20 protein-coding genes are annotated in these 22,674 nt (G+C 59.5%); 12 read left to right on the top strand and 8 right to left on the bottom strand.

Annotated features, from left to right (window positions below; translation table 11 throughout):
• Window positions 1-157: 157 nt before the first annotated feature.
• The gene (locus tag ACZZZ4_RS24930) at window positions 158-1,453 is read right to left on the bottom strand and encodes an OprD family porin (RefSeq protein WP_463549057.1); all 1,296 of its coding nucleotides are present in this window, start codon (window positions 1,451-1,453) and stop codon (window positions 158-160) included.
• Window positions 1,454-1,762: 309 nt separating this feature from the next.
• Here ACZZZ4_RS24930 and ACZZZ4_RS24925 point away from each other — a divergent pair, with 309 nt between their 5' ends.
• The 4 genes from ACZZZ4_RS24925 to ACZZZ4_RS24910 all read left to right on the top strand — a co-directional run bounded on the left by ACZZZ4_RS24925 (window position 1,763) and on the right by ACZZZ4_RS24910 (window position 6,626).
• Window positions 1,763-3,418, top strand: coding sequence for an MFS transporter (locus tag ACZZZ4_RS24925; protein WP_463549056.1), 1,656 nt, complete (start codon window positions 1,763-1,765; stop codon window positions 3,416-3,418).
• Window positions 3,415-4,557 (top strand): HlyD family secretion protein, encoded by a 1,143-nt coding sequence (locus ACZZZ4_RS24920; protein ID WP_039763160.1) that lies wholly within the window; start codon window positions 3,415-3,417, stop codon window positions 4,555-4,557. The genes ACZZZ4_RS24925 and ACZZZ4_RS24920 overlap by 4 nt, the downstream gene beginning before the upstream one ends.
• A 174-nt stretch (window positions 4,558-4,731) precedes the next feature.
• Window positions 4,732-6,228 (top strand): helix-turn-helix transcriptional regulator, encoded by a 1,497-nt coding sequence (locus ACZZZ4_RS24915; protein ID WP_463549055.1) that lies wholly within the window; start codon window positions 4,732-4,734, stop codon window positions 6,226-6,228.
• 140 nt (window positions 6,229-6,368) lie between these two features.
• Window positions 6,369-6,626 (top strand): DUF1652 domain-containing protein, encoded by a 258-nt coding sequence (locus ACZZZ4_RS24910; protein WP_024013284.1) that lies wholly within the window; start codon window positions 6,369-6,371, stop codon window positions 6,624-6,626.
• A gap of 1,010 nt (window positions 6,627-7,636) precedes the next feature.
• Here the strand turns inward: ACZZZ4_RS24910 and ACZZZ4_RS24905 are convergent.
• The 4 genes from ACZZZ4_RS24905 to ACZZZ4_RS24890 form a co-directional block, all read right to left on the bottom strand.
• Window positions 7,637-8,404, bottom strand: coding sequence for an SDR family oxidoreductase (locus ACZZZ4_RS24905; protein ID WP_024013283.1), 768 nt, complete (start codon window positions 8,402-8,404; stop codon window positions 7,637-7,639).
• A 37-nt stretch (window positions 8,405-8,441) separates the two neighbouring features.
• The gene (locus ACZZZ4_RS24900; protein ID WP_415762164.1) at window positions 8,442-9,509 is read right to left on the bottom strand and encodes a phosphotransferase family protein; all 1,068 of its coding nucleotides are present in this window, start codon (window positions 9,507-9,509) and stop codon (window positions 8,442-8,444) included.
• Between the two features lie 164 nt (window positions 9,510-9,673).
• The gene (locus ACZZZ4_RS24895; RefSeq protein WP_415762165.1) at window positions 9,674-10,642 is read right to left on the bottom strand and encodes a 2-hydroxyacid dehydrogenase; all 969 of its coding nucleotides are present in this window, start codon (window positions 10,640-10,642) and stop codon (window positions 9,674-9,676) included.
• A 152-nt stretch (window positions 10,643-10,794) separates the two neighbouring features.
• Window positions 10,795-11,178 carry a tautomerase family protein gene (locus ACZZZ4_RS24890; protein ID WP_130000008.1) on the bottom strand — a complete coding sequence of 128 codons (384 nt, stop codon included), beginning with the start codon at window positions 11,176-11,178 and terminating at the stop codon, window positions 10,795-10,797.
• Window positions 11,179-11,426: 248 nt separating this feature from the next.
• On the opposite strand from ACZZZ4_RS24890, the gene ACZZZ4_RS24885 reads away from it, so the two are divergent.
• The 3 genes from ACZZZ4_RS24885 (at window position 11,427) to ACZZZ4_RS24875 (ending at window position 13,376) form a co-directional block, all read left to right on the top strand.
• A complete protein-coding gene (locus tag ACZZZ4_RS24885; RefSeq protein ID WP_463549054.1) occupies window positions 11,427-11,621 on the top strand; it encodes an FtsB/FtsL family cell division protein in 195 nt (64 codons plus the stop codon).
• Between the two features lie 49 nt (window positions 11,622-11,670).
• A complete protein-coding gene (locus tag ACZZZ4_RS24880; RefSeq protein WP_163032915.1) occupies window positions 11,671-11,841 on the top strand; it encodes a hypothetical protein in 171 nt (56 codons plus the stop codon).
• A gap of 254 nt (window positions 11,842-12,095) precedes the next feature.
• Window positions 12,096-13,376: an HAAAP family serine/threonine permease gene (locus ACZZZ4_RS24875; protein WP_130000007.1), complete on the top strand. Its 1,281-nt coding sequence runs from the start codon at window positions 12,096-12,098 to the stop codon at window positions 13,374-13,376.
• Window positions 13,377-13,541: 165 nt separating this feature from the next.
• Here the strand turns inward: ACZZZ4_RS24875 and acnB are convergent, their stop codons facing one another.
• Window positions 13,542-16,151 (bottom strand): bifunctional aconitate hydratase 2/2-methylisocitrate dehydratase, encoded by a 2,610-nt coding sequence (acnB, locus tag ACZZZ4_RS24870; protein ID WP_039763151.1) that lies wholly within the window; start codon window positions 16,149-16,151, stop codon window positions 13,542-13,544.
• A 470-nt stretch (window positions 16,152-16,621) separates the two neighbouring features.
• Between acnB and ACZZZ4_RS24865 the strand changes: the two genes are divergently transcribed.
• Window positions 16,622-17,092: a DUF1289 domain-containing protein gene (locus tag ACZZZ4_RS24865; RefSeq protein WP_101155227.1), complete on the top strand. Its 471-nt coding sequence runs from the start codon at window positions 16,622-16,624 to the stop codon at window positions 17,090-17,092.
• A gap of 93 nt (window positions 17,093-17,185) precedes the next feature.
• Here ACZZZ4_RS24865 and ACZZZ4_RS24860 read toward each other — a convergent pair whose 3' ends face one another.
• Window positions 17,186-18,049, bottom strand: coding sequence for a universal stress protein (locus ACZZZ4_RS24860; protein ID WP_463549053.1), 864 nt, complete (start codon window positions 18,047-18,049; stop codon window positions 17,186-17,188).
• Between the two features lie 159 nt (window positions 18,050-18,208).
• Here ACZZZ4_RS24860 and ACZZZ4_RS24855 point away from each other — a divergent pair, with 159 nt between their 5' ends.
• The 3 genes from ACZZZ4_RS24855 to ACZZZ4_RS24845 all read left to right on the top strand — a co-directional run bounded on the left by ACZZZ4_RS24855 (window position 18,209) and on the right by ACZZZ4_RS24845 (window position 20,947).
• On the top strand, window positions 18,209-18,811 hold the full coding sequence (locus ACZZZ4_RS24855) for a MiaE family protein (protein ID WP_463549052.1): 603 nt from the start codon (window positions 18,209-18,211) through the stop codon (window positions 18,809-18,811).
• Window positions 18,812-18,952: 141 nt separating this feature from the next.
• Window positions 18,953-19,660: a response regulator gene (locus tag ACZZZ4_RS24850; protein ID WP_463549051.1), complete on the top strand. Its 708-nt coding sequence runs from the start codon at window positions 18,953-18,955 to the stop codon at window positions 19,658-19,660.
• Window positions 19,661-20,947, top strand: coding sequence for an ATP-binding protein (locus tag ACZZZ4_RS24845; protein ID WP_463549050.1), 1,287 nt, complete (start codon window positions 19,661-19,663; stop codon window positions 20,945-20,947). It begins immediately after the preceding gene.
• A 163-nt stretch (window positions 20,948-21,110) separates the two neighbouring features.
• On the opposite strand, the gene ACZZZ4_RS24840 is transcribed toward ACZZZ4_RS24845, so the two are convergent.
• Entirely contained in the window at window positions 21,111-21,599 is a 489-nt protein-coding gene (locus ACZZZ4_RS24840; protein ID WP_463549049.1) for a GFA family protein, read from the bottom strand.
• Window positions 21,600-21,738: 139 nt separating this feature from the next.
• On the opposite strand from ACZZZ4_RS24840, the gene glsB reads away from it, so the two are divergent.
• The gene (glsB, locus tag ACZZZ4_RS24835) at window positions 21,739-22,647 is read left to right on the top strand and encodes a glutaminase B (protein WP_024013269.1); all 909 of its coding nucleotides are present in this window, start codon (window positions 21,739-21,741) and stop codon (window positions 22,645-22,647) included.
• Window positions 22,648-22,674: the final 27 nt, after the last annotated feature.

Below are 22,674 nucleotides of genomic sequence, written 5' to 3'. Positions count from 1 at the left end.
GGGGCGATTCATTTTCTCAACACCCTATACCTGACTTGCAATGCAATCCCCTTGTGGGAGCGAGCCTGCTCGCGAATGCGGTGTGCCAGTCAGAACAAATCGACTGGTCCGGCGCTTTCGCGAGCAGGCTCGCTCCCACAGGGTAAACCGCCAACCGTTACAACAACGAAATCGGATAGCTGATAAAGATCCGGTTTTCGTCGAACTCATTGGTGCTGAAGTCCCGGCGAATGGTCGCGTTGCGCCATTTTACGTTGAGGTTTTTCAGCGGGCCGCTCTGCACGGTGTAGGCCAGTTCCGACTCGCGGCCCCATTCCTTGCCATCGTTGGTGCTGGCGGTGTGTACGTTATCGCCGCTGATGTAGCGGTTCATCAGGGTCAGGCCGGGAATGCCGAGGGCGACGAAGTTGTAGTCGTGGCGCAGCTGCCAGGAGCGTTCCTTGGCGTTGTCGTAACTGGCGTTGTAACTGTCGTTGGCCAACGTGCCGCCGCTGGTGCCGTTGACCCGCATCCAGGCATCGTCACCGGTGAGTTTCTGCAGGCCGACGTAGAAGGTGTTGCCGCCGTACTTGGCCGAGAGCATGGCGAACGCGGTTTTGTTGTCGAGGTCGCCGGCCTGGGCGCTGCCGTCTTCCTTGCCGGTGAAGAAACCGAGGTTGGCGCCCAGCGTCCAGTCGCCGAGCGGCTGGCTGTGGCTGAGGTTAAAATACTGCTGCTGATAGATGTCAGTGAGCTCGGCGTACCACACGCCGACCATGGTGCGTTTTTCGTTGAAGGTGTATTCGCCGCCGCCGAAGTTGAAGCGATCGGAGGTGAATGCACCGCGGCCGTTCATCGACATGTCTTCCATGCTCGCGTCGTTGCGCGGGCTGTTGCCACGGAACTGGCCGCCGTAGACAGTCAGGCCGTTGATCTCGGTGGAGGTGATCTGGCCGCCGCGAAAGGTCTGCGGCAGGGAACGGCCGTCATCGGAGCGCAGGATCGGCAGCACCGGCATCCATTCGCCGACCTTCAATTCGGTCTTCGAAACTTTGGCTTTCAGCGCCACGCCGAGGCGGCCGAAATTATCCGCCGGGCGACCATCATCGTGGATCGGTAACAACTGCGTACCGCCAGTGCCTTTGCCACCATCGAGCTTCTGCGAGTACAGGCCAAGGATGTCGAGGCCGAAGCCGACGGTACCTTGGGTGAAACCGGATTTGGCATCGAGGATGAAGTTCTGCGTCCACTCTTCAGCCTTGCCTTGCGAGTTGGCCGGGTTGACGAAGTTGCGGTTGAAGTAGGCGTTGCGCAGGTTCAGCGTGGCTTTGCTGTCTTCCAGAAAGCCTTCGGCATCGGCGCTCATCGGCAACGCCAGGGCGAGGCTGCTGCAGCCGATCAGGCTCAGGGTCGAACGCGGTTTGAAATGGGCAAAGCGTGAAGGGCGGACGGAATTGCGGGCGAGTGGGCTCACTGTGACGCTCCCTGAATCGTTTGTTGTTTTTATTATTTGTCATACGTCGTCGTACAACATCGATGCGAATATTTCCCAGATTTTCGGGGCTTGTCAACTGGAAGTTATACGATGACCCTCCATGCGACGCAGAACCCCTGTGGGAGCGAGCCTGCTCGCGAATGCGGACTTTCCTTCAATGAAGTTGTCGACTGACACAGCGCTTTCGCGAGCAGGCTCGCTCCCACAGGGTTCCTTGGTGTACGTCGAGTCGTGTATTGCCCGTCAAATTGCGGCAAACTTCCTTCACCCCCAGCACCAGGCCGATCCATGGATAAATACGCCCCGCGCAACTGGCAGCCCCACGAAAAACCCAGCCTGCCCGGATCCCCCTCGACTCCATTGCACTCCACGCCCAAGCGCTTGGCATACGCGGCGGTCGGTGTGCTGGTCGCGGTGACCGGTGGGCTGGGGAATTCACTGGTGGTTGCCAACCTGCCTTATCTGCAAGGTTCGCTCGGCGCGACCACGGCGGAGATGGCCTGGCTGCCGGCGGCGTATGTGATGACCAACGTGTCGATGAACCTGCTGCTGGTGAAGTTTCGCCAGCAGTTTGGCTTGCGTGCGTTCACCGAGGTGTTTCTGGTGCTGTATGCGCTGGTGACCTTCGGCCATTTGTTCGTCAACGATCTGAATTCGGCGGTGGCGGTGCGTGCTGCCCACGGCATGGTCGGTGCAGCGCTGAGCTCGCTGGGCCTGTATTACATGGTCCAGGCGTTTCCGGCGAAGTGGCGGCTGAAGGCGCTGGTGCTCGGCCTCGGCACTTCACAACTGGCATTACCGCTGGCGCGGCTGTTTTCCGAAGACCTGTTGCAGATTGCCGAATGGCGCGGCCTCTATCTATTCGAATTGGGCATGGCGCTGCTGTCACTTGGCTGTGTATTGCTGCTCAAACTGCCACCCGGCGACCGCTTCAAAACCTTTGAAAAACTCGATTTCCTCACCTTCGCCATCCTTGCCACTGGTGTGGCGTTTTTGTGCGCGGTGCTGTCGCTCGGGCGGATCGACTGGTGGCTGGAGGCAGGCTGGATCGGTGTGGCTCTCGCATGCTCGATTGCGCTGATCATCATGGGCCTGGCCATCGAGCACAACCGCAGCAACCCGATGCTGATGACCCGCTGGCTCGGCAGCGGAACGATGATTCGCCTAGCGCTGGCGGTAACCCTGATTCGCATGGTCACTTCGGAGCAATCCACCGGCGCGGTCGGGTTCATGCAGAACCTCAACATGGGCTATGAGCAACTGCACAGTCTTTACGTGGTGATGCTGATCGGCAGCATCGCCGGCCTTGCCACCAGCGCGTTGACCATCGACCCCAAACACCTGCTGATGCCATTGATCATCTCGCTGGCACTAATGGCCACCGGTTCGGTGATGGACAGCTTCTCGAATAACCTGACCCGCCCCGGAAACATGTATTTCAGCCAGTTCCTGCTGGCGTTCGGCAGTACGTTTTTTCTCGGCCCGACCATGGTCTTCGGTACGCGCAACGTGCTGACCAATCCGCGCAATCTGGTGAGTTTTTCCGTGCTGTTCGGGATCTGCAACAACCTCGGCGGACTGCTCGGCGCGGCGTTGCTTGGCACCTTTCAGATCGTGCGGGAGAAGTACCATTCCAGCCACATCGTCGAGCAATTGGTGATGTCCGATCCGCTGGTGGCGGCGCGCGTGCAGAGCGGCGGTGCGGCTTACGGCGGGTTTTTCGCCGATCCGGGCCTGCGCAACCTCGTCGGCATCCGCGCCCTCGCCAACGCGGCGACACGCGAAGCGAACGTGCTGGCCTATAACGATGTCTTCATGCTGATCGCGGTCATTGCCGTCCTGACCATGATCTGGCTTTCGATTCGCGCGTTGTGGCTGATGAGCACCACCAAAGCCATTGAGCCGACACCTTCCGTACCACCCAGCGGTGCCACTTCTTCATGACCGAACCGACCACCACAACCACCAACGCCATCGCCGCCACGCCTGAAGGGGAGGCGCCGCCGTCATCACCCAACACTGCGCCGCGTTCGCTGCGGGTGCGGATCATTTCTTCACTGGGCTTTGCCGCAATCGCCATCGTCGGCGTGTTGATCGTGTTGTACGCCTGGCAATTGCCACCGTTCAGCAGCGCCGTCGAAACCACGGAAAACGCCTTGATCCGCGGGCAGGTGACGATCATCGGCCCGCAGCTCAGCGGCTATGTATTCGAAGTGCCAGTGCAGGACTTCCAGTACGTCAAGGCCGGCGATTTGCTGGTGCGTCTGGACGACCGCATTTATCAGCAACGCCTCGACCAGTCGCTGGCACAACTGGCGGTGCAGAAAGCCGGATTGGCCAATGTCGTGCAGCAGCGCAACAGCGCCGAGGCGACGATCAAATTACGTCAGGCAGTGCTCGCCGACAGCCAGGCGCAGTTGCGCAAGAGCGAGGCTGATCTGCGCCGCAATCAGGAACTGGTGCGTGACGGCTCGGTGTCCAAGCGCGAGTTTGACGTGACCCTCGCCGCCAACGCGCAGAGCACCGCGGCGGTAGCGCAGGCCAAGGCCAATCTGGAAATCGCCCGCCAGGATCTGCAAACGGTGATCGTCAATCGCGGCTCGCTGGAAGCCGCCGTGGCCAGTGCCGAAGCGGCGGTGCAACTGGCGCGGATCGATCTGTCGAACACGCGGATTGTTGCACCGCGAGATGGCCAGCTCGGGCAGATCGGCGTGCGCCTCGGCGCCTATGTCAACTCCGGCGCACAGTTGATGGCATTGGTGCCGGATCAGAAATGGGTGATCGCCAACATGAAGGAAACCCAGATGGCCAATGTGCGTGTCGGGCAACCGGTGCGCTTCACCGTCGACGCTTTGAACCACCGCAGATTCACCGGCCATGTGCAGCATATTTCGCCGGGCACCGGGTCGGAATTTGCCTTGCTGCAGGCCGACAACGCCACCGGCAACTTCGTCAAGATTGCTCAGCGGGTGCCGGTACGGATCACGATTGACCCGGATCAGCAGGAAGAAGAGCGGCTCAGGCCGGGGATGTCAGTGGTTGTCAGTATTGATACTGCAGCGGGTGATACTCAGCATCACTGATTAGCCGCGACGTCTGCTTGCGAAAGCCGTGTATCAGTGACAAATACTCCAGCCGACTCACCGCTTCGCGAGCAGGCTCGCTCCCGCAAGGGGCAGTGGTTTTCCGGGTGTCGCACGATCCTGAGCCGCTGCGGTCGTACTTTTCACCTAGCCGCATCACAGTGTGGAGATCCAATGAGCCAGGAAGTCCTGACTACCGAAACCAACCGTCGCCAGTTGCAGCAGATCATCGCCGGGCTGTCGGACGGGGTGATTCTGCTGGAGCTCGACAAAAGCATTCTCTGGGCCAACGAAGCGGCGCTGACCATGCACGGTGTCAGCACCATCGGTGATCTGGGCACCAACGCTGACGAGTATGCCAAGCGCTTTACGCTGCGCTACCGCAATAATCATGTCTTGCCACCCGAGAACTACCCGATCAGCCGCGTGGCGCGTTGTGAGGCGTTCAGTGATGTGCTGATCGAAGTCTCCTCCGTGGACGACCCCGAGCATATCTGGGTGCACAGCGTGCGCAGCATGGTGCTGACCGACCGCGTCGGCCAGCCCGAGTCGCTGGTGCTGATCATGAGCGACGTCACCGATTGGGCCAACGCCGAGTTGCGCTTCGAAAAAACCTTCAACGCCAACCCTGCGCCGGCAGTGATCTGTCGTCTGAGCGATTTGCGTTACATCAAGGTCAATCCGGGATTTCTGGAAATGACCGGCTACACCCGCGATCAAGTGATCGGCACCTCGGCTTACGAAATCGATATCTTCGAGCAGGCCGATCAGCGCGATCTGGCCGTTCAGCGCTTGCGTGATGTCGCGACCATCCCGCAGATGCAGGCGGAATTGCGCCTTCCGGATGGGGGCAGCAAGCAGGTGATCGTCGCCGGTCAGCCGCTGCTGCTCAATGACGAGAATTGCATGCTGTTCTCTTTCGTCGACATGGAGCCCCGGCGCCGCGTGGAAGTTGCCTTGCGTCAGAGCGAGGAGCGCTTTGCAAAGGCGTTTCGTCTGACACCGGTACCGATTCTGATCTGCACCGCTGACAAGCAGGAGGTCATCGACGTTAATCAGGCATTCCTCGATACCCTGGCCTATGACAGCGATGATGTACTCGGGAAAACCGTGACGCAATTGAGCTTCATCCACGATGACGGCGCGCGCACGCGGCTGTTGTCGGCGCTGGCGAAGAACGGTCGGGTGGATCGCGTCGACGTGCCGGTGCGCAAGAAGGATGAGGAGTTGCTGGAGTGTGCAGTTTCCGCTGACACCGTAAATATTCACGATGTTTCCTGTTATCTGCTGGTGCTGATGGACATGACCGAGCGCAAGCGCACTGAGCTTGAGTTGGTGGCGGCGATTGAAGAGGTGATGAAGGATGCTTCGTGGTTCAGCCGAACGCTGATCGAGAAGCTGGCCAACGTGAAGAAAATCAACTCGCCGCAACTGCCCAGCGCTTCGTTCACTGATCTGACGGCGCGTGAGCGCGATGTACTGGGTTTGATCTGCGAAGGTCTGGCGGACAAGGAGATTGCCCTGCGGTTGAAATTGGCGCCTAACACTGTGCGCAATCATGTCGCCACTGTGTATTCGAAAATTGATGTGCACAGCCGCAGCGAGGCGATTGTCTGGGCTCGGGAGCGAGGCTTGTTTTCGGGAGAGTGGGGCACCAAGGGCCAGCGTTGAGGGGTGCAAATGCACTAGTTACAAGGGTGCAAATTCATGTATTGGCGAGGGCGTTGTGTTCTTAGGCTGGTGGGGTGCGGTGTGGGCCATTTCGGGCCTGCGATCGTGCCCCTTTTGAAACAGTCATAGGAACGACGTCAATGATGAATCTTGCGCAGTTGCGCGCTCGGCTCGAGCACAGTTTTGCGCCGCTGGCTTGTGAGTGTTCGGTGGATGGTGATCATTCGCTGACGGTCAAGTTGTATCACCGGGATTCGGGGCAGGTGGATCTGGTGATCAGCGGTCTGGATCTGGCTTCGCTGCGTACGCCTGGGGCGGTTGAGGCGTTGGTGGATGAGTTGCGGTATGAGCTTGAGAGCAACTCTTTGCGCTCGTCTCGGGATCCGGATTTGGCTTAACGCGCTTTGGTCTTGGCGGCCTTTGGGCCGGCCATGCTGTGGGGGGTGGGTGTATATTCGTTTCTGCGGGTGTTGCTGGTTACGGTTCCGCCCTTACGGCGGGTCACTTTTGGCAAACGCCGGAATGCCGGCCCAGCCCAAAGTAACCAAAGGTCTTCGCCCTGACGTTCGGCCCGCTCGCTGAGGCTCGGGGTTCCTTCGCTCCGGGATCGATCCTGGCGCAGCGGCTACGGTTTGCTTCGCTGCACCTCCTTCCGCTGTGCACGACTGCGTCGTACGGTCGCTGCGCTCCCACGCCCGGATCAATCCCTCCACTCAGCCTGCCGACGGGCTCCAGGATCAAAAGCTTTACTCGAGCTAACGCTCATCGTGTTGGATGTGAGTGGTGGGGCGGCTTGCTTGTTTGATTTTGCTTTTCTGTGGGAGCGAGCCTGCTCGCGATGAGGCCCTCGCCGGCAACGATGATCTCAATCCAGCCCACTGCCGGAAAATCCGCGCAAAACCGACAGCCAATCCCAGCCAATCTCCCCAATCCACTGGCGCCAACAAGGCGCTCAGCTATAAATAACGAGTGGTCAGGTCTTCCGCGGCCGGTTGGGTTGCGGGAGTTTGTCTCTCTTTACCGCGGGTCGCCCTATGAATAATCCTGGGAAACGCGTATTGCCGTTGGCTTTTCTTGCAGTGTTGTTGGCCGGTTGTGCCAGTCCTCCACCGCCTGCGCCTGTCGCGCCGCCACCACCGCCGGAACGTCGGTGTGAGGTGCTGGAGAATACAGAGGTTGCCGGGGATATGTATGTGGATGGGCAGGTGACGCGCCACATCACCACTACCCGTTGCATAACCCAATAAGACTCGCGATTCCTCGATTGCACGAGGCCTGGAATCCTGCAGTGACCCTGTGGGAGCGAGCCTGCTCGCGAAGGCGTGGTATCAGTCAAGACATAGCTGACTGACCCAACGCTTTCGCGAGCAGGCTCGCTCCCACAAGGGTCAGGTATCCGCCCTGAAAATCAGGACAGGAACCCGCCATCCACATTCAGCGCCACACCAGTGGTGTAGCTCGACGCATCGCTGGCCAGGTACAACACTGCTCCAGCCATTTCGCTTGGGTCGGCTACGCGTTTGAGCGGGATCTGCGTGAGCGCCTGTTTCAGAATCGCGTCGTTTTTCACCAGGGCCGAGGCGAATTTGGTGTCTGTCAGGCCGGGGAGCAGGGCGTTACAGCGGATGCCGAATTGCGCGCATTCCTTGGCGAAGACCTTGGTCATGTTGATGACCGCCGCCTTGGTCACCGAATAAATGCCTTGGAAAATCCCCGGAGAGATGCCGTTGATCGAGGCGACGTTGATGATGCTGCCGCCACCGTTTTCGCGCATGAGCTTGCCGGCTTCGACCGACATGAAGAAGTAGCCGCGAATGTTCACGTCGACGGTCTTCTGGAACGCACCGAGATCGGTGTCGAGCACGTTGCAGAATTGCGGGTTGGTAGCGGCGTTGTTGACCAGAATGTCGAGGCGGCCGAACTGTTCCTTGATCCCGGCAAACACTTGGCTGATCTGCTCCATCTCACCGATGTGACAGGCCACGGCCGTGGCCTTGCCGCCGGCGGCGGTGATAGCGTCGGCGACGTGCTGGCAGCCTTCGAGCTTGCGGCTTGAGACGATCACGTGGGCGCCTTGCTGGGCCAGCAGTTTGGCGATGGCTTCGCCGATGCCACGGCTGGCGCCGGAGACGAAAGCGATTTTGCCGTCGAGGTCGAACAACTGAGTCTTGGACATGGGGTTCCCTTGTTGAAGGTCTTGTTATTGGCCCGGATCAGAGGCTGGATTTCTGGATGACCTGCAGGCTCATCTGCTCGAGCAGTTTGTTCATGTGAATGAACTGCGCGAAGCGTTTGTCCTGCGTCTGGCCATGGTAGAAGCGGTAGTAGATCTGCTGCACGATGCCGGCCAGGCGGAACAGGCCGTAGGTGTAGTAGAAGTCGAAATTGTCGATGCGGATGCCCGAGCGCTCGGCGTAGTAGTCGACGAATTCGCGGCGGGTGAGCATGCCCGGCGCGTGGCTTGGCTGGCGGCGCATCAGTTGCACCGGTGCCGGGTCGCCGGCTTCGATCCAATAGGCGAGGGTGTTGCCCAGATCCATCAGCGGATCGCCGAGGGTGGTCAGTTCCCAGTCGAGCACGCCGATGATCTGCATCGGATTGGCCGGGTCGAGGATGACGTTGTCGAAGCGATAGTCGTTGTGGACGATGCTTGAGGTCGGGTGGTCGGCCGGCATCTTGTCGTTAAGCCAGGCTTTCACAGCTTCCCAGTGCGGCGCGTCCGGGGTCAGGGCTTTTTCGTAACGCTCGCTCCAGCCTTTGATCTGCCGCGCGACGTAGCCTTCAGGCTTGCCCAGATCGCCAAGTCCGCAGGCGTTGTAATCAACGCGGTGCAGTTCAACGAAACGGTCAATGAAGCTTTTGCACAGTGCTTCGGTTTTCGCCGAATCGAGACCCAGCTCCGGTGGCAGCTCGGCGCGCAGGATGATGCCCTTGACCCGTTCCATTACATAGAACTCGGCGCCGATCACCGTTTCATCGGTGCAGTGCACGTAGGCCTTTGGGCAATACGGGAAGCCGTCGCGCAGTTGGTTAAGGATGCGGAATTCACGGCCCATGTCGTGCGCGGATTTGGCCTTGTGGCCGAACGGCGGGCGGCGCAGGACAAATTCTTGTTCCGGGTATTCCAGCAAATAGGTCAGGTTCGACGCACCGCCGGGGAACTGGCTGATCTGCGGGCTGCCGGTCAGGCCGGGGATGTGCGCCTTGAGGTACGGATCGATCAGGCTGGCATCGAGTTCTTCGCCCGCGCGGATCCGGGTGGACTGGTCAGTAAGCGCCATGCTTATCCCTTCTGCTTATTTTGGAGGCCAGACATCATTGGCTAATCTAATGGCGCGCTCGAATGCTCACAAGCGCGGGTCGGTCTTATAGGTTAGCGTGTTGCTGGATGATCAACTTTGAGAATGGGGGCGATGAACACTGCAGACCGAGGATCCCGAGCGCCTTAATGCACACGCTGGTTAATCAGTTTCGGTGGCAGCGCGACGGGAGTCAGCACCGGTTGTCCGGAAAAAAATGCCATCAGATTTTTGCCCACCAGCTCAACCGTGCCTTGTGTAGCCTCAGGGGAAAGCCCGGCTACGTGCGGAGTCAGCACAACATTGCTGAGGCTTTTCAGGGCATCGGGCACTTCCGGTTCGTGATCGAATACGTCCAGTGCGGCGCCAGCGATGCGCCGTTGCTCCAGTGCGGTAATCAGGTCCGCCGTAGCGATCACGCTGGCTCTGGCGATATTGACGATGAATCCATTCGGTCCGAGCGCGTCAAGCACCGTTCGTGTGACCAAATGCTGCGTTGTAATGCCACCGGGCGTGGCAACCACCAGAAAGTCCGAAACTCTCGCCAGATCGGTCGGAGTCGAGCAGAACGCGTAAGCCACATCGCTGCGCACCTGGCGGTTGTGGTAGCTGATCTGCATGTCGAAACCCAATTCCGCGCGCTTGGCAATCGCCATGCCCACCGCGCCCAGCCCAAGAATTCCCAGGTGCTTGCCGGCCAGTGACGGGCGCATGATTTTCGGCCATTCACCGCGGCGCACCGCTGCATCACAGCGCGGAATGTCGCGGACCAATGCCAGCAACAGCGCCATCGCATGATCGGCAACTGAGGAGGCGTTGACCCCGGCACCATTGGTGACGGTGATCCCGCGGTCGCTGGCCGCTTGCAGGTCGACCTGTTCATAGCCCGCGCCGATCACCGTGATGATTTTCAGGGCGGGCAGGGCGCTGATCTCTTGGGCGGTCAGGCCCAGCGGGCCGCGAGTCAGCACGGCATCGATACGACTGCCATGGGTGATGATGGCTTGCGCACGTTCGGCCGGCGTTGGTGCAAGGATCAGGTGGAATCCCTGGTGTTCGAGAATCGGCAGATAGTCATTGATCGTTTCAACCAGTACCAGAACGGTTGCGGGCATTGCGCGGCTCCTGTGATGGGCGGCGGGTGGGTCGCGAAAGTCGACTCAGAGTGCTGAATCCGCAGCGGCTTGGCAATCGTTGCATTCACGCAGTGGTGCTTTGATTCTGGACGGGTTCGTGGAACAAGCAAGCACCCATGGCGTACGGCCAATCAGGTGACGTATTGCGCAATGCCATTGCCGAACGACCAGTTCTCTTTTTTCACCTCCACGAGATTGATAAACACATCCTCCGGGCGTATCCCCACGTGCGCATGCAGGCTTTCGGCGATGGTTTTGAACATCAATTGTTTCTTCTCCACAGTGCGGCCTTCACTGATGGTGATTTGAATGAACACCACGCCGTCGCTGCGCTGGATGCCGAGATATTGCGGGTCATATACGAAGTGCTGGCCGTCGTGCTCGTTGAGAATCTGGAAATTGTCGTGCTCGGGCACATCGATGCAGCTGCGCAGGGCGGCGTAGATTTGTTCGCCGATGCGCCTGGCGAAAGTAGGGTCGGGGTTTTGCTGGATGTCGACGCGAACCAGTGGCATGGGAGGCTCCTTGGGTTATGGCTCCTCACACGCTAGATCAAGGGCAGGGTTCTGGCAGGTAATTGGTCTGGAATATCGCAAATTCCGTGTATGAGGCGGCTTACGTGACTCGCGGATTTTCCCTACGGGAATGGCAGATGCGTCTGCTGGTCAGCGTGAATGGAACAGTTTGATGATAAGGGCATGACGATAGCCGTCGATGTGTATGCAAATGCTGACCCCGATCCGCCAGCAGCCAAGGAGGGCAAATGTTCCATAACGATCGCGAAAATCTGGAGCTCGACAGGCTGGAAAACGAATCAAGGAAACTCGTGGCTGAATGGAAAAAGCTTCAGGCTGAAGAGAAAAAGTTATCAAGGGAGACGAAGCTCTATCCAATTGCAGTGTTTGGTGGAGTCTTGACTGCAATCACCGCAGTGGCAGGGTTGTTCTTCAAGTTGTGAATCTTCATGCTTCACGACCGTCAGGCGCATTATTCAAAGGTTAATCAGTATGAGCACATATGACCGTAAGGCACGACTGGAGCAAATTGAGCGAGAGTTCGCAGAATATGACGAAGCGGTGCGCAATAGGGACAAGCGCGAAAATGGCAAGCTCTGGTTGCTTTTCGGCTTCGGGCTGTACTGCGTTTTATTGGGTTTCATGCTCGGCATATCGCTCTAGGCGCATTCGATGACGCATGGGTGGGTGCAAAACGTATCCGTTTGCGGCATCTGACGTATCCATGAACGACCTTGTTTTTTCCATAAACGACCATCCTTGGATCTGCTCCGCACAACCATTCCTCAGCTAAGTCTTTGCTTGCATTGATTTATCACGGAGAATCGCGCCCCTGTTTCGGCCGGAGCATGTCTGTCGGTTTTTTCCGACGCATCCTGACCGAGTGGCAAGTGACCGGAAAGCGGAGATCCGACCGGATGAATGATCAGGCCAATAGCCTCGAAAAGCGTTTCGACGCAGCAGCACCCGCTGAACTTTCGAGCTGGAATCGCCAGGACACCACCTGGATGCTGGGACTGTTTGGGACGGCCATTGGCGCCGGCACCCTGTTTTTGCCGATCAACGCAGGATTGGGTGGCTTCTGGCCGCTCGTAATCCTCGCGCTGCTGGCATTCCCGATGACGTTTTACGCTCACCGTGGCCTGACCCGTTTTGTGCTGTCCGGTCGCGAAGGCGCCGATATCACCGAAGTGGTCGAGCAGCATTTCGGCATCAAGGCTGGTGCCCTGATTACGCTGTTGTACTTCTTCGCCATCTTCCCGATCCTGTTGATCTACAGCGTCGGCCTGACCAACACGGTCGCCAGTTTCCTCGAACATCAACTGCACATCACGCCGCCACCGCGCGCGTTGCTGTCGTTCGTGCTGATTCTTGGCCTGCTGGCCGTCGTGCGTTGCGGTGAGCAGGCAATCGTCAAGGCCATGAGCCTGATGGTCTATCCGTTCATCGTCGCGCTGCTGTTCCTCGCCGTGTACCTGATTCCGCACTGGAACGGCGGCATCCTCGCCACTGCCTCGCAAGTGCCGGCGCCGTCAGCGCTGTTGCACACGCTGTGGCTGGCGATTCCGGTGATGGTGTTTTCGTTCAACCATTCGCCGATCATCTCGGCGTTTGCGGTCGATCAGAAGCGCCGCTACGGCGTGCATGCCGAAGAGCGCAGTGCGCAGATTCTCTCCCGCGCTCACGCACTGATGGTGCTGATGGTGCTGTTCTTCGTATTCAGCTGCGTGCTGACCCTGTCGCCGGAGCAACTGGCTGAGGCCAAAGATCAGAACCTGTCGATCCTGTCGTACCTGGCCAACCACTTCAGCAACCCGACCATCGCCTTCGCGGCGCCGTTGATTGCGTTCGTGGCGATCTCCAAGTCGTTCCTCGGCCATTACATCGGGGCCAGCGAAGGCCTCAAGGGCTTGATCGTCAAGAGCGGCAAACGCCCGGGCGCCAAGGCGCTGGATCGCATCGTGGCGGCGTTGATGCTGGTGATCTGCTGGATCGTAGCGACGCTGAACCCGAGCATCCTCGGCATGATCGAAACCATCGGTGGTCCGGTGATTGCGGCGATTCTGTTCCTGATGCCGATGTATGCGATTCGCAAGGTGCCAGCGATGGCGCGTTATCGCGGTCAGGCGTCGAACGTGTTTGTTACTGCAGTTGGGCTGGTAGCGATTTCGGCATTGGTTTACAAGCTGTCTGTGTAACGACTGATCGTTCCCACGCTCTGCGTGGGAACGCCTCTTGTGATGCTCTGCGTCACGCTTGGGGACGCAGAGCGTCCGGGGCTGCATTCCCACGCGGAGCGTGGGAGCGATCAAAAAAACGCCGCTCATCTCACGATGGGCGGCGTTTTTTATTGCCTTGCAGCGTTAGGCTTGAACGACCGGGATCTTGGCGTTCGCAGCCGCTTCACGGAACTCGGCGATCTGGTCGAAGGACAGGTAGCGGTAGACATCGGCCGCCATGCTGTCGATCTTGCCAGCGTATTCCATGTACTCCTCGACGGTCGGCAGGCGACCCAGGATCGAAGCAACGGACGCCAGCTCGGCCGAGGCCAGGTAGACGTTCGCGCCGTCGCCCAGACGGTTCGGGAAGTTACGGGTCGACGTCGAGACCACGGTGCTGTTCGGCTCAACGCGTGCCTGGTTACCCATGCACAGTGAGCAGCCTGGCATTTCCATGCGTGCGCCAGCCTTGCCGTAGATGCCGTAGTAGCCTTCTTCGGTCAGTTGGTGAGCATCCATCTTGGTCGGCGGCGACAGCCACAGACGGGTTGGCAGCTGACCCTTGACCTGATCCAGCAGTTTACCGGCAGCGCGGAAGTGACCGATGTTGGTCATGCACGAACCGATGAACACTTCGTCGATCTTCTCGCCAGCAACGCTGGACAGCAGACGGGCGTCGTCCGGATCGTTTGGCGCGCAGAGCACAGGCTCGTTGATCTCGGCCAGATCGATTTCGATGACTTCGGCGTATTCGGCGTCGGCATCGGCTTCCATCAGTTCCGGGTTGGCGATCCAGGCTTCCATCGCTTGAGCGCGGCGTTCCAGAGTGCGGGCATCGCCGTAGCCTTCGCCGATCATCCAGCGCAGCAGGGTGATGTTGGACTGCAGGTACTCGGTGATCGACTCTTTCGACAGCTTGATGGTGCAACCGGCAGCCGAACGTTCGGCCGAGGCGTCGGACAGTTCGAACGCCTGCTCCAGGGTCAGACCTTCCAGGCCTTCGATTTCCAGGATGCGGCCGGAGAAGGCGTTTTTCTTGCCTTTCTTCTCAACGGTCAGCAGACCGTTCTGGATGGCGAAGTACGGAATGGCATGAACCAGGTCACGCAGGGTGATGCCAGGTTTCATCTTGCCTTTGAAGCGCACCAGGATCGATTCCGGCATGTCCAGCGGCATTACGCCGGTAGCAGCGGCGAACGCGACCAGACCCGAACCGGCCGGGAACGAGATGCCCATCGGGAAACGGGTGTGCGAGTCACCACCGGTACCAACGGTGTCCGGCAGCAGCATGCGGTTCAGCCACGAGTGGATGATGCCGTCACCCGGACGCAGGGAAACGCCGCCGCGGGTCATGATGAAGTCAGGCAGGGTGTGGTGGGTGGTCACGTCGATAGGCTTTGGATAAGCCGCGGTGTGGCAGAACGACTGCATCACCAGATCAGCGGAGAAGCCCAGGCACGCCAGGTCTTTCAGTTCGTCACGGGTCATCGGACCTGTGGTGTCCTGAGAACCCACGGTGGTCATCTTCGGTTCGCAGTAGGTGCCAGGACGCACGCCTTGGCCTTCTGCCAGACCGCAAGCCTTGCCGACCATTTTCTGCGCCAGGGTGAAGCCCTTGGTGCTTTCAGCCGGAGCTTCCGGCTTCTTGAACAGGTCGAACGGCGGCAGACCCAGTTCGGCGCGAGCTTTCTCGGTCAGGCCACGGCCGATGATCAGCGGGATACGACCGCCGGCACGGACTTCGTCCAGCAGCACCGGGGTTTTCATTTCGAAAGTGGTGATGACTTCGTCGGTACCGTGCTTGCAGACTTTGCCAGCGTGCGGGTACAGGTCGATCACATCGCCCATGTTCATGTTCGATACGTCGAACTCGATCGGCAGGGCGCCGGCATCTTCCATGGTGTTGTAGAAGATCGGGGCGATCTTGCTGCCGAAGCAGAAACCGCCAGCGCGCTTGTTCGGCACGTACGGGATGTCGTCGCCGAAGAACCACAGCACCGAGTTGGTGGCCGATTTACGCGAGGAACCGGTACCGACCACGTCACCGACATAGGCGATCGGGAAACCCTGGCCGCGCATTTCTTCGATCTGCTTCATCGGACCGGTCTTGCCTTGCTCGTCCGGAACGATGCCGTCACGGGCCATTTTCAGCATGGCCAGGGCGTGCAGCGGGATGTCAGGACGCGACCAGGCGTCTGGCGCAGGGGAGAGGTCGTCGGTGTTGGTTTCGCCGGTGACCTTGAATACACGCAGGCTGATCTTGTCGGCCAGGACCGGGCGCTTCTTGAACCACTCGCCGTCAGCCCAGGATTGCAGCACGGCCTTGGCGTGAACGTTGCCGTTCTTGGCTTTTTCAGCGACGTCGTGGAAAGCGTCGAACATCAGCAGGGTGTGCTTGAGTTCTTCGGCGGCGACTGGCGCCAGCTCGGCGTCGTCCAGCAGTTCAACGAGGGTGACGATGTTGTAGCCGCCCTGCATGGTGCCGAGCAGTTCTACAGCGCGTTTCTTGTCCAGCAGAGGGGAGGTGGCTTCGCCCTTGGCCAGGGCAGACAGGAAACCGGCCTTGACGTAGGCGGCTTCGTCCACTCCCGGTGGTACGCGATTGGTGATCAGGTCAACGAGGAAAGCTTCTTCGCCAGCCGGAGGGTTCTTCAGCAGCTCGATCAGGCCTGCTGTTTGTTCGGCGTTAAGCGGCTGGGGAACGATACCCAGGGCTGCACGCTCTTCGATATGTTTGCGGTAGGCTTCAAGCACAGTTATTACCCTCATCAGTGGTCCCAAATGGGTGTCCGGGACGCTCATCCCGAAATTGCCGTACTCATGCGCCTCACGACGTTGTGGGTCGTTCGGCCAGAATTACCGGCAATTCCTTACAGAAGCTGCTTTCAAAGTTTTACGCCTGCAGAACGGGGAGCTGATGAGGGTTGGCGTTAGGCTTTTCCCCGCTGGAAAAACCCTTCGCCAACACCGCTCTGAAGGAACGACTGTGCTCGTGACGCTTTGAAAACAGCTTCTAACGGACATTGGCGCCTTAAAAGGCTGGCTGATTCTACGGCAAAAAAAATTTAAAGGTAAGTCGCGCTCTATTGGACTTTCGTGGCAAACAGCGTGGCCGGAGCAAACCTGCGACGCTGGCGAGACCTTGCTGTTTGAGGGGTGATCAATGCCCGACAAAGGGCTAACATGCCGGCCTGTTCCGCGTTTCAGTGTTCTGCCCATTTATTATGCCCAATCAGACCATCAAGACCCCCTGCGTCGGCCTCTGCTCCACCGTTTACGGTGACCTGGTGTGCCGTGGCTGCAAGCGTTTTCACCACGAAGTGATCCATTGGAATGGGTACAACGAGGAGGAAAAGCGTGCGGTGTGGCTGCGTCTGGAGCAATTGCTGTCACAAGTGATGGCGAGCAAAGTCGAGATCTTCGATCCGGCGCGCCTGCGCGAGCAGCTCGAACAGCGCAAGATCCGCTTCGTACCGCATCAGTCGGAATATTGCTGGGCCTATCAGCTGATTGCCCGGGGGGCGCGGGTGATCGTTAATCTCGAGGCGTACGGGATGGTGTTGCTGCCGGAGTTCCGCGACTGGAACCTGCCGGAACTGCGTGATGCCATTGATCGGGAATTCTTCCTGCTGTCGGAAGCGCATTATCAACGCTACATCGCCCCGGGCTTTCTGAAAGACGCCTTCGGCGCCTAGAAGCTTCGCGAGCAGGCTCGCTCCCACAGGGAAATGCATTCCAGATGTGGGAGCGAGCCTGCTCGCGAAAGCGCCAGTCAGGCATGGCAATCCTCAGTGTTTTGCCGTCAATTCCACCAGATGATCCTCAACCTCCTGCGGCTTGAGCACCAACACATCGCTTTCCAGGGTATCCAGCACCGCTTCGGCCGTATTGCCGATCAACGCGCCTGACAAGCCACTGCGCGCCACCGTGCCAATCACCGTCACCGCCGCCTGCAGCTTGTGCGCCATGAACGGGATCAATACATCTGCCGGGCCTTCTTCGATGTGCAGATGTTCATCATCGACATCGAATTCGGCCTGAAACGCCCGACATTGCTCGCGATAACGCGCCGCGATGGTTTCGCTCAGTTGCAGCGTCGGGTCCGCCGCCGACAGCATCGGCGACGGATGCGCGGCAATCACATGCAAATGCGCCTTGGCCAGGCTGGCGATGTCATAGCCATGATCGATGATGGTGCTGTGCAAATGCCGGTGCTCACCGTCGGCATTGCCAACGTCGACTGCAGCCAGGATCACTTTGCCCTTCCATGAGCCAGCGGTCTTCACCAGCAGCACTGGAGTAGGGCATTGGCGCAGCAGTTTCCAGTCTGCCGGGGTCAGCAAGGCTTTTTTCAATGAGCTGTCGGGAAAGTGCTGTTTGATCACCAGGCCGCACCCCTCGGCCTGCTGCACATCAATGATGGTTTCGTGCAGGCTCTCGTTCCACGCCTGTTCGGTGGTCACGCTGTAGCCTTCGGCGAGCAATGCCGCCTTGAGCACACTGAGCAGGCCGGCGTGGTCATGCTTCTTGTCGCACACCAGAAGATGCAGATGGGCCTGAGTGACACCGGCGATCAACTTAGCGCGCTTGAGCGCCAGGCTTTCTGCATGTTCAGGTTCGATGACCACCAGAATGCTGCGAATGGCTTGCATGAGCGGAGTCTCCAGCAAAGAAAAGGCACGGCGTTGCACAACTATAGTTGCTACCCGAACGTCTGCGACTTGATGCATATCAACAGCCGCCGCTGGTGGTCTGCGGGCAGGCCGGTATAATCGGCGCCCTTCGCTCGAACACCTTTTACCGTGAGCCCCATGATCCTTCCCGAAATCCACGAATTCCTTGGCTGCCGCACGCCCGACGCCTGGGTCCAGGCGGCACTGGCCGATCAGGAAACCCTGCTGATCGATCACAAGAACTGTGAGTTCAAGGCCGCCAGCACGGCGCTGAGCCTGATTGCCAAGTACCACGCCCATGTCGACCTGATCAACATGATGTCGCGCCTGGCCCGGGAAGAACTGGTGCACCACGAGCAAGTCATGCGCATCATGAAACGCCGCAAGGTCGAGCTGCGTCAGCTGCACGCTGGCCGTTACGCCTCGGGCCTGCGCAAAGTGGTGCGCAGCCACGAACCGGTGAAACTGGTGGATACGCTGGTGGTCGGCGCTTTCATCGAAGCGCGCAGTTGCGAACGCTTCGAAGCACTGGTGCCGCATCTGGACGAAGAACTGGGCAAGTTCTATTTCGGTTTGCTGAAAAGCGAGGCGCGGCACTTTCAGGGTTATCTCAAACTGGCTTATCAGTATGGTGATGCCAAGGATGTCGCGCAGGTGATCGAGCGCGTCCGTGCGGCCGAGCAGGAACTGATCGAATCGCCGGACGAGGAATTCCGCTTCCACAGCGGTGTGCCCGCCTGAATTTGTTAAAAACTCTTAAGAGGATGAAACATCACCGAAAACCGGCCCGAGTGGCCGGTTTTTGCTGTCTGGCGTCATCGCCTGTTCGATGAATGCCAGCATAATATCGGCCCCTCCACGTTTGGCTTGGCAACGGTCGTTATGGATAACCTGGGTTTCGGCAAAGTTCTGCTAGTCGAAGACGATGAGCGTCTCGCTGCACTGATCGCACACTTTCTAGAGCAACACGGCTACGAGGTACGCACGGCGCATCGCGGCGATCTGGCCGTGGCGGTGTTTCTCGAATTCAAGCCGAAAATGGTCGTGCTCGACCTGATGTTGCCGGGGCAGAGCGGTTTGCAGGTCTGCCGGGAAATCCGCAGCGTGTCGGACACGCCGATCGTGATCCTCACGGCCAAGGAAGACGATCTCGATCACATCCTCGGCCTGGAATCCGGCGCTGACGACTACGTGATCAAACCGATCAAGCCGCCGGTCCTACTCGCGCGGCTGCGAGCGTTGCAACGGCGGCAGATGCCGGACACCAGCGTGGTCAGTTTGCTTGAGTTCGGGCACTTGAGTATTGACCGCAGTTGCCGGGAAGTGCACCTGGCCGGTGAGCTGGTCGAACTGACCACCATGGAGTTCGAATTGCTCTGGTTGCTGGCCAGCGCGGCGGGCAAAATTCTTTCCCGCGACGACATTCTCAACCGCATGCGCGGCATCGCTTTCGACGGGCTCAACCGCAGCGTCGACGTCTACATCAGCAAGTTGCGCAACAAACTCAAGGACAATCCGCGCGAGCCGGTCTGCATCAAGACCGTGTGGGGCAAGGGCTATCTGTTCAATCCGTTCGCGTGGGAGCTGTAGATGCTGCGCTTGTTCCTCGGGCTGTTTCTGGTGATGACGGTGGGTCTGGTGCTGGCCTTGCAGGCGGTCGAGCACACCTTCAACGCGTTGCTCGACAGTCAGATGCAGGATTACAACCGTGAAGCCGTGCGCGGCCAAGCGTGGTCACTGGTCGATCATTTGCAAGGCCGCCAGGGTGCCGAGCGTGAGCAGAAACTCGATTCATTGCGCGCGCATTACGGTTTGTCGCTCAGTCTGGTGGAGGCCGATCAACTGGCCCTGACGCCGCAGGAAAAGGCCGAACTGGCGCAGAACCTGTTGGTGATCCGCGACGATTACACACAGTTCATCAGCAATATCGATGGCGGCTCACAGCTGCTCAGCATCAAGTTGCCGCCGGAGCCAAGCCTGATGCCGTTCTACATCACCGCGGCGTACATGATGTTGGCGGTGTTGATCGGTATCGTGCTGTTTTTCTGGGTGCGCCCGCACTGGCGCGATCTGGAAAAACTGCGCCTGGCCGCCGAGCGTTTCGGCGACAACGATCTGTCGGTGCGCATCCAATTGTCGCGGCGCTCGAACATCCGCGATCTGGCTGAGCACTTCAATCTGATGGCGGCGCGCATCGAGGGCTTGATCGCCAATCAGCGCGAGCTGACCAATGCGGTGTCCCACGAATTGCGCACACCGATCGCGCGGCTGTCGTTCGAACTCGATCAGCTTAAACAGCAGCCCGGCGCCGGGCAGAATCGCGAGTTGATCGCCGACATGTACGCCGACCTCGGTGAGCTGGAGGAGATGGTCTCGGAGCTGCTGACCTACGCCAGCCTCGAGCATGGCGCGACGGTGATCAAACGGGAGAATGTTCAGGCGGTCGACTGGCTTGATAGCGTGGTCGGCAGCGTGGCGCTGGAAGCTGAAGCGGCGGGGGTGCAATTATTGATCGCCGGTTGCCAGGTTGACACGGTGAGCATCGAGCCACGCTTCATGGCGCGGGCGGTGATCAATCTGCTGCGCAACGCCATTCGCTATGCCGAGCAGCGCGTCGAGGTGTCGCTGCTGCGCAACGGCGATGACTATGAAGTGCGGGTCAGCGATGACGGGCCGGGCGTGCCGCTGGACGGACGGGAGAAAATCTTCGAACCGTTTTCGCGACTCGATGCCAGCCGTGATCGGCGCACTGGTGGTTTCGGGTTGGGCCTGGCGCTGGTGCGACGGGTGTCGCAGTCCCATGGCGGGCAGGTTGAAGTTGGCGATTCGGTGTGGGGCGGGGCGTTGTTCAGGATGACCTGGGCGCATCCGGATTAAGGTACTGATCATACCGGCCCCTTCGCGAGCAAGCTCGCTCCCACATTTGAAATGTGATCCCCTGTGGGAGCGAGCTTGCTCGCGAAGGGGCCGGGAGAGTCAATATCTATGCGGGCTGACCGACCGCTATTGCGAGCAGGCTCACTCCTACAGGGGCCGGTGTTCAGCGGGTCAGACCGAGTCGCTCATGCCACTGGGCGATCGATTCTTCGGGATATTCATCAAACTGCTGATCCTTCGGATTCGCCTCGACCTCAACCCACGGCGCTTTCGAGCCAAGCATCAGGTGCGTGTGTTCCGGCGGCACCGGCAGTGGCGTGTCGATCGCCGAGGCGAATGGATGAATCAGCTCTGGCCACTCCGGGCTGAACAGCCACAAACCGCTGCCGCACAGCGAGCAGAAGTGACGCTCGGCGCTGCTGCGATGGGCGCGCTTCTCGCCGTCGGCTTTCATTTTTGCGTGATAGATGCTGATGTTTTTGCGTCCGCGAACCTTGAGAGTGGTCGCGTCGCCGCCAAGGTTGATCGCATAACCGCCACCGCCCTGGGTTTTGCGGCAGATCGAGCAATAGCAGCGTTGATAGGGATAAGGATGGGCGCTGTCGAGGCTGAACGTGACTTCGCCGCAATGGCAGGAGCCTTCGAGGTGCATGGTGCTCTCCTGTGTCTGAATGGTCCGCTTCAGCCTAGAACATTCTGCTGGATGCTTGCCGGTGTGATGCGACCGGCGGGCGCAGCGTCTAGCCCCAGTGTCCCCGCGATCCCATGGGGCGAGACTTTCGGAACCCGGCATGCAAGCGCTGTTGAACGAGATCCTTGACGCCGTCCGGCCCCTGATCGGGCAGGGCAAGGTCGCTGACTATATTCCCGCCCTCGGCACGGTGCCGGCCAACCAGTTGGGCATCGCCGTGTACAGTAACGATGGTGAAATGTATTGCGCCGGCGACGCTGAAACGCCGTTCTCGGTGCAAAGTATTTCCAAGGTATTCAGCCTGGTGCAGGCCATCGATCACTCCGGCGAAGCGATCTGGGAGCGACTCGGTCATGAGCCGTCCGGCCAGCCGTTCAATTCGCTGGTGCAACTGGAATTCGAGCGCGGCCGCCCGCGTAACCCGTTCATCAACGCCGGGGCGCTGGTGATCTGCGACATCAACCAGTCGCGCTTCGCCGCGCCGACACTGTCGATGCGCGACTTCGTCCGGCGCCTGTCCGGCAACCCGCAGATCATGATTGACGGCAAGGTCGCCGACTCCGAATACCAGCACCGCGCGCGCAATGCGGCGATGGCCTATCTGATGCAGTCGTTCGGTAATTTTCACAACGATGTCGAAGCCGTGTTGCGCAGCTATTTCAGCCACTGCGCGCTGCGGATGAATTGCATCGATCTGGCCCGGGCATTCTGTTTTCTGGCCAATGACGGTTTCTGCAAACACAGCGGCGAGCAGATTCTGACGCGCCGCCAGACCCAGCAGGTCAACTCGATCATGGCTACCAGCGGTCTGTATGACGAGGCGGGCAACTTCGCTTATCGCGTCGGCCTGCCGGGCAAGAGCGGGGTCGGCGGCGGCATCGTTGCGGTAGTGCCGGGGCAGTTCAGTGTGTGCGTGTGGTCGCCGGAGTTGAATGCGGCCGGCAACTCGCTGGCGGGGATGGCGGCGCTGGAACTGCTGAGCTCGCGGATTGGCTGGTCCGTCTTCTGAAGACACACCACGATTTCCAGTGTGGGA

It is taken from the genome of Pseudomonas sp. AC252, assembly GCF_979258105.1.
This window is presented reverse-complemented; position numbering and strand designations above follow the sequence as displayed.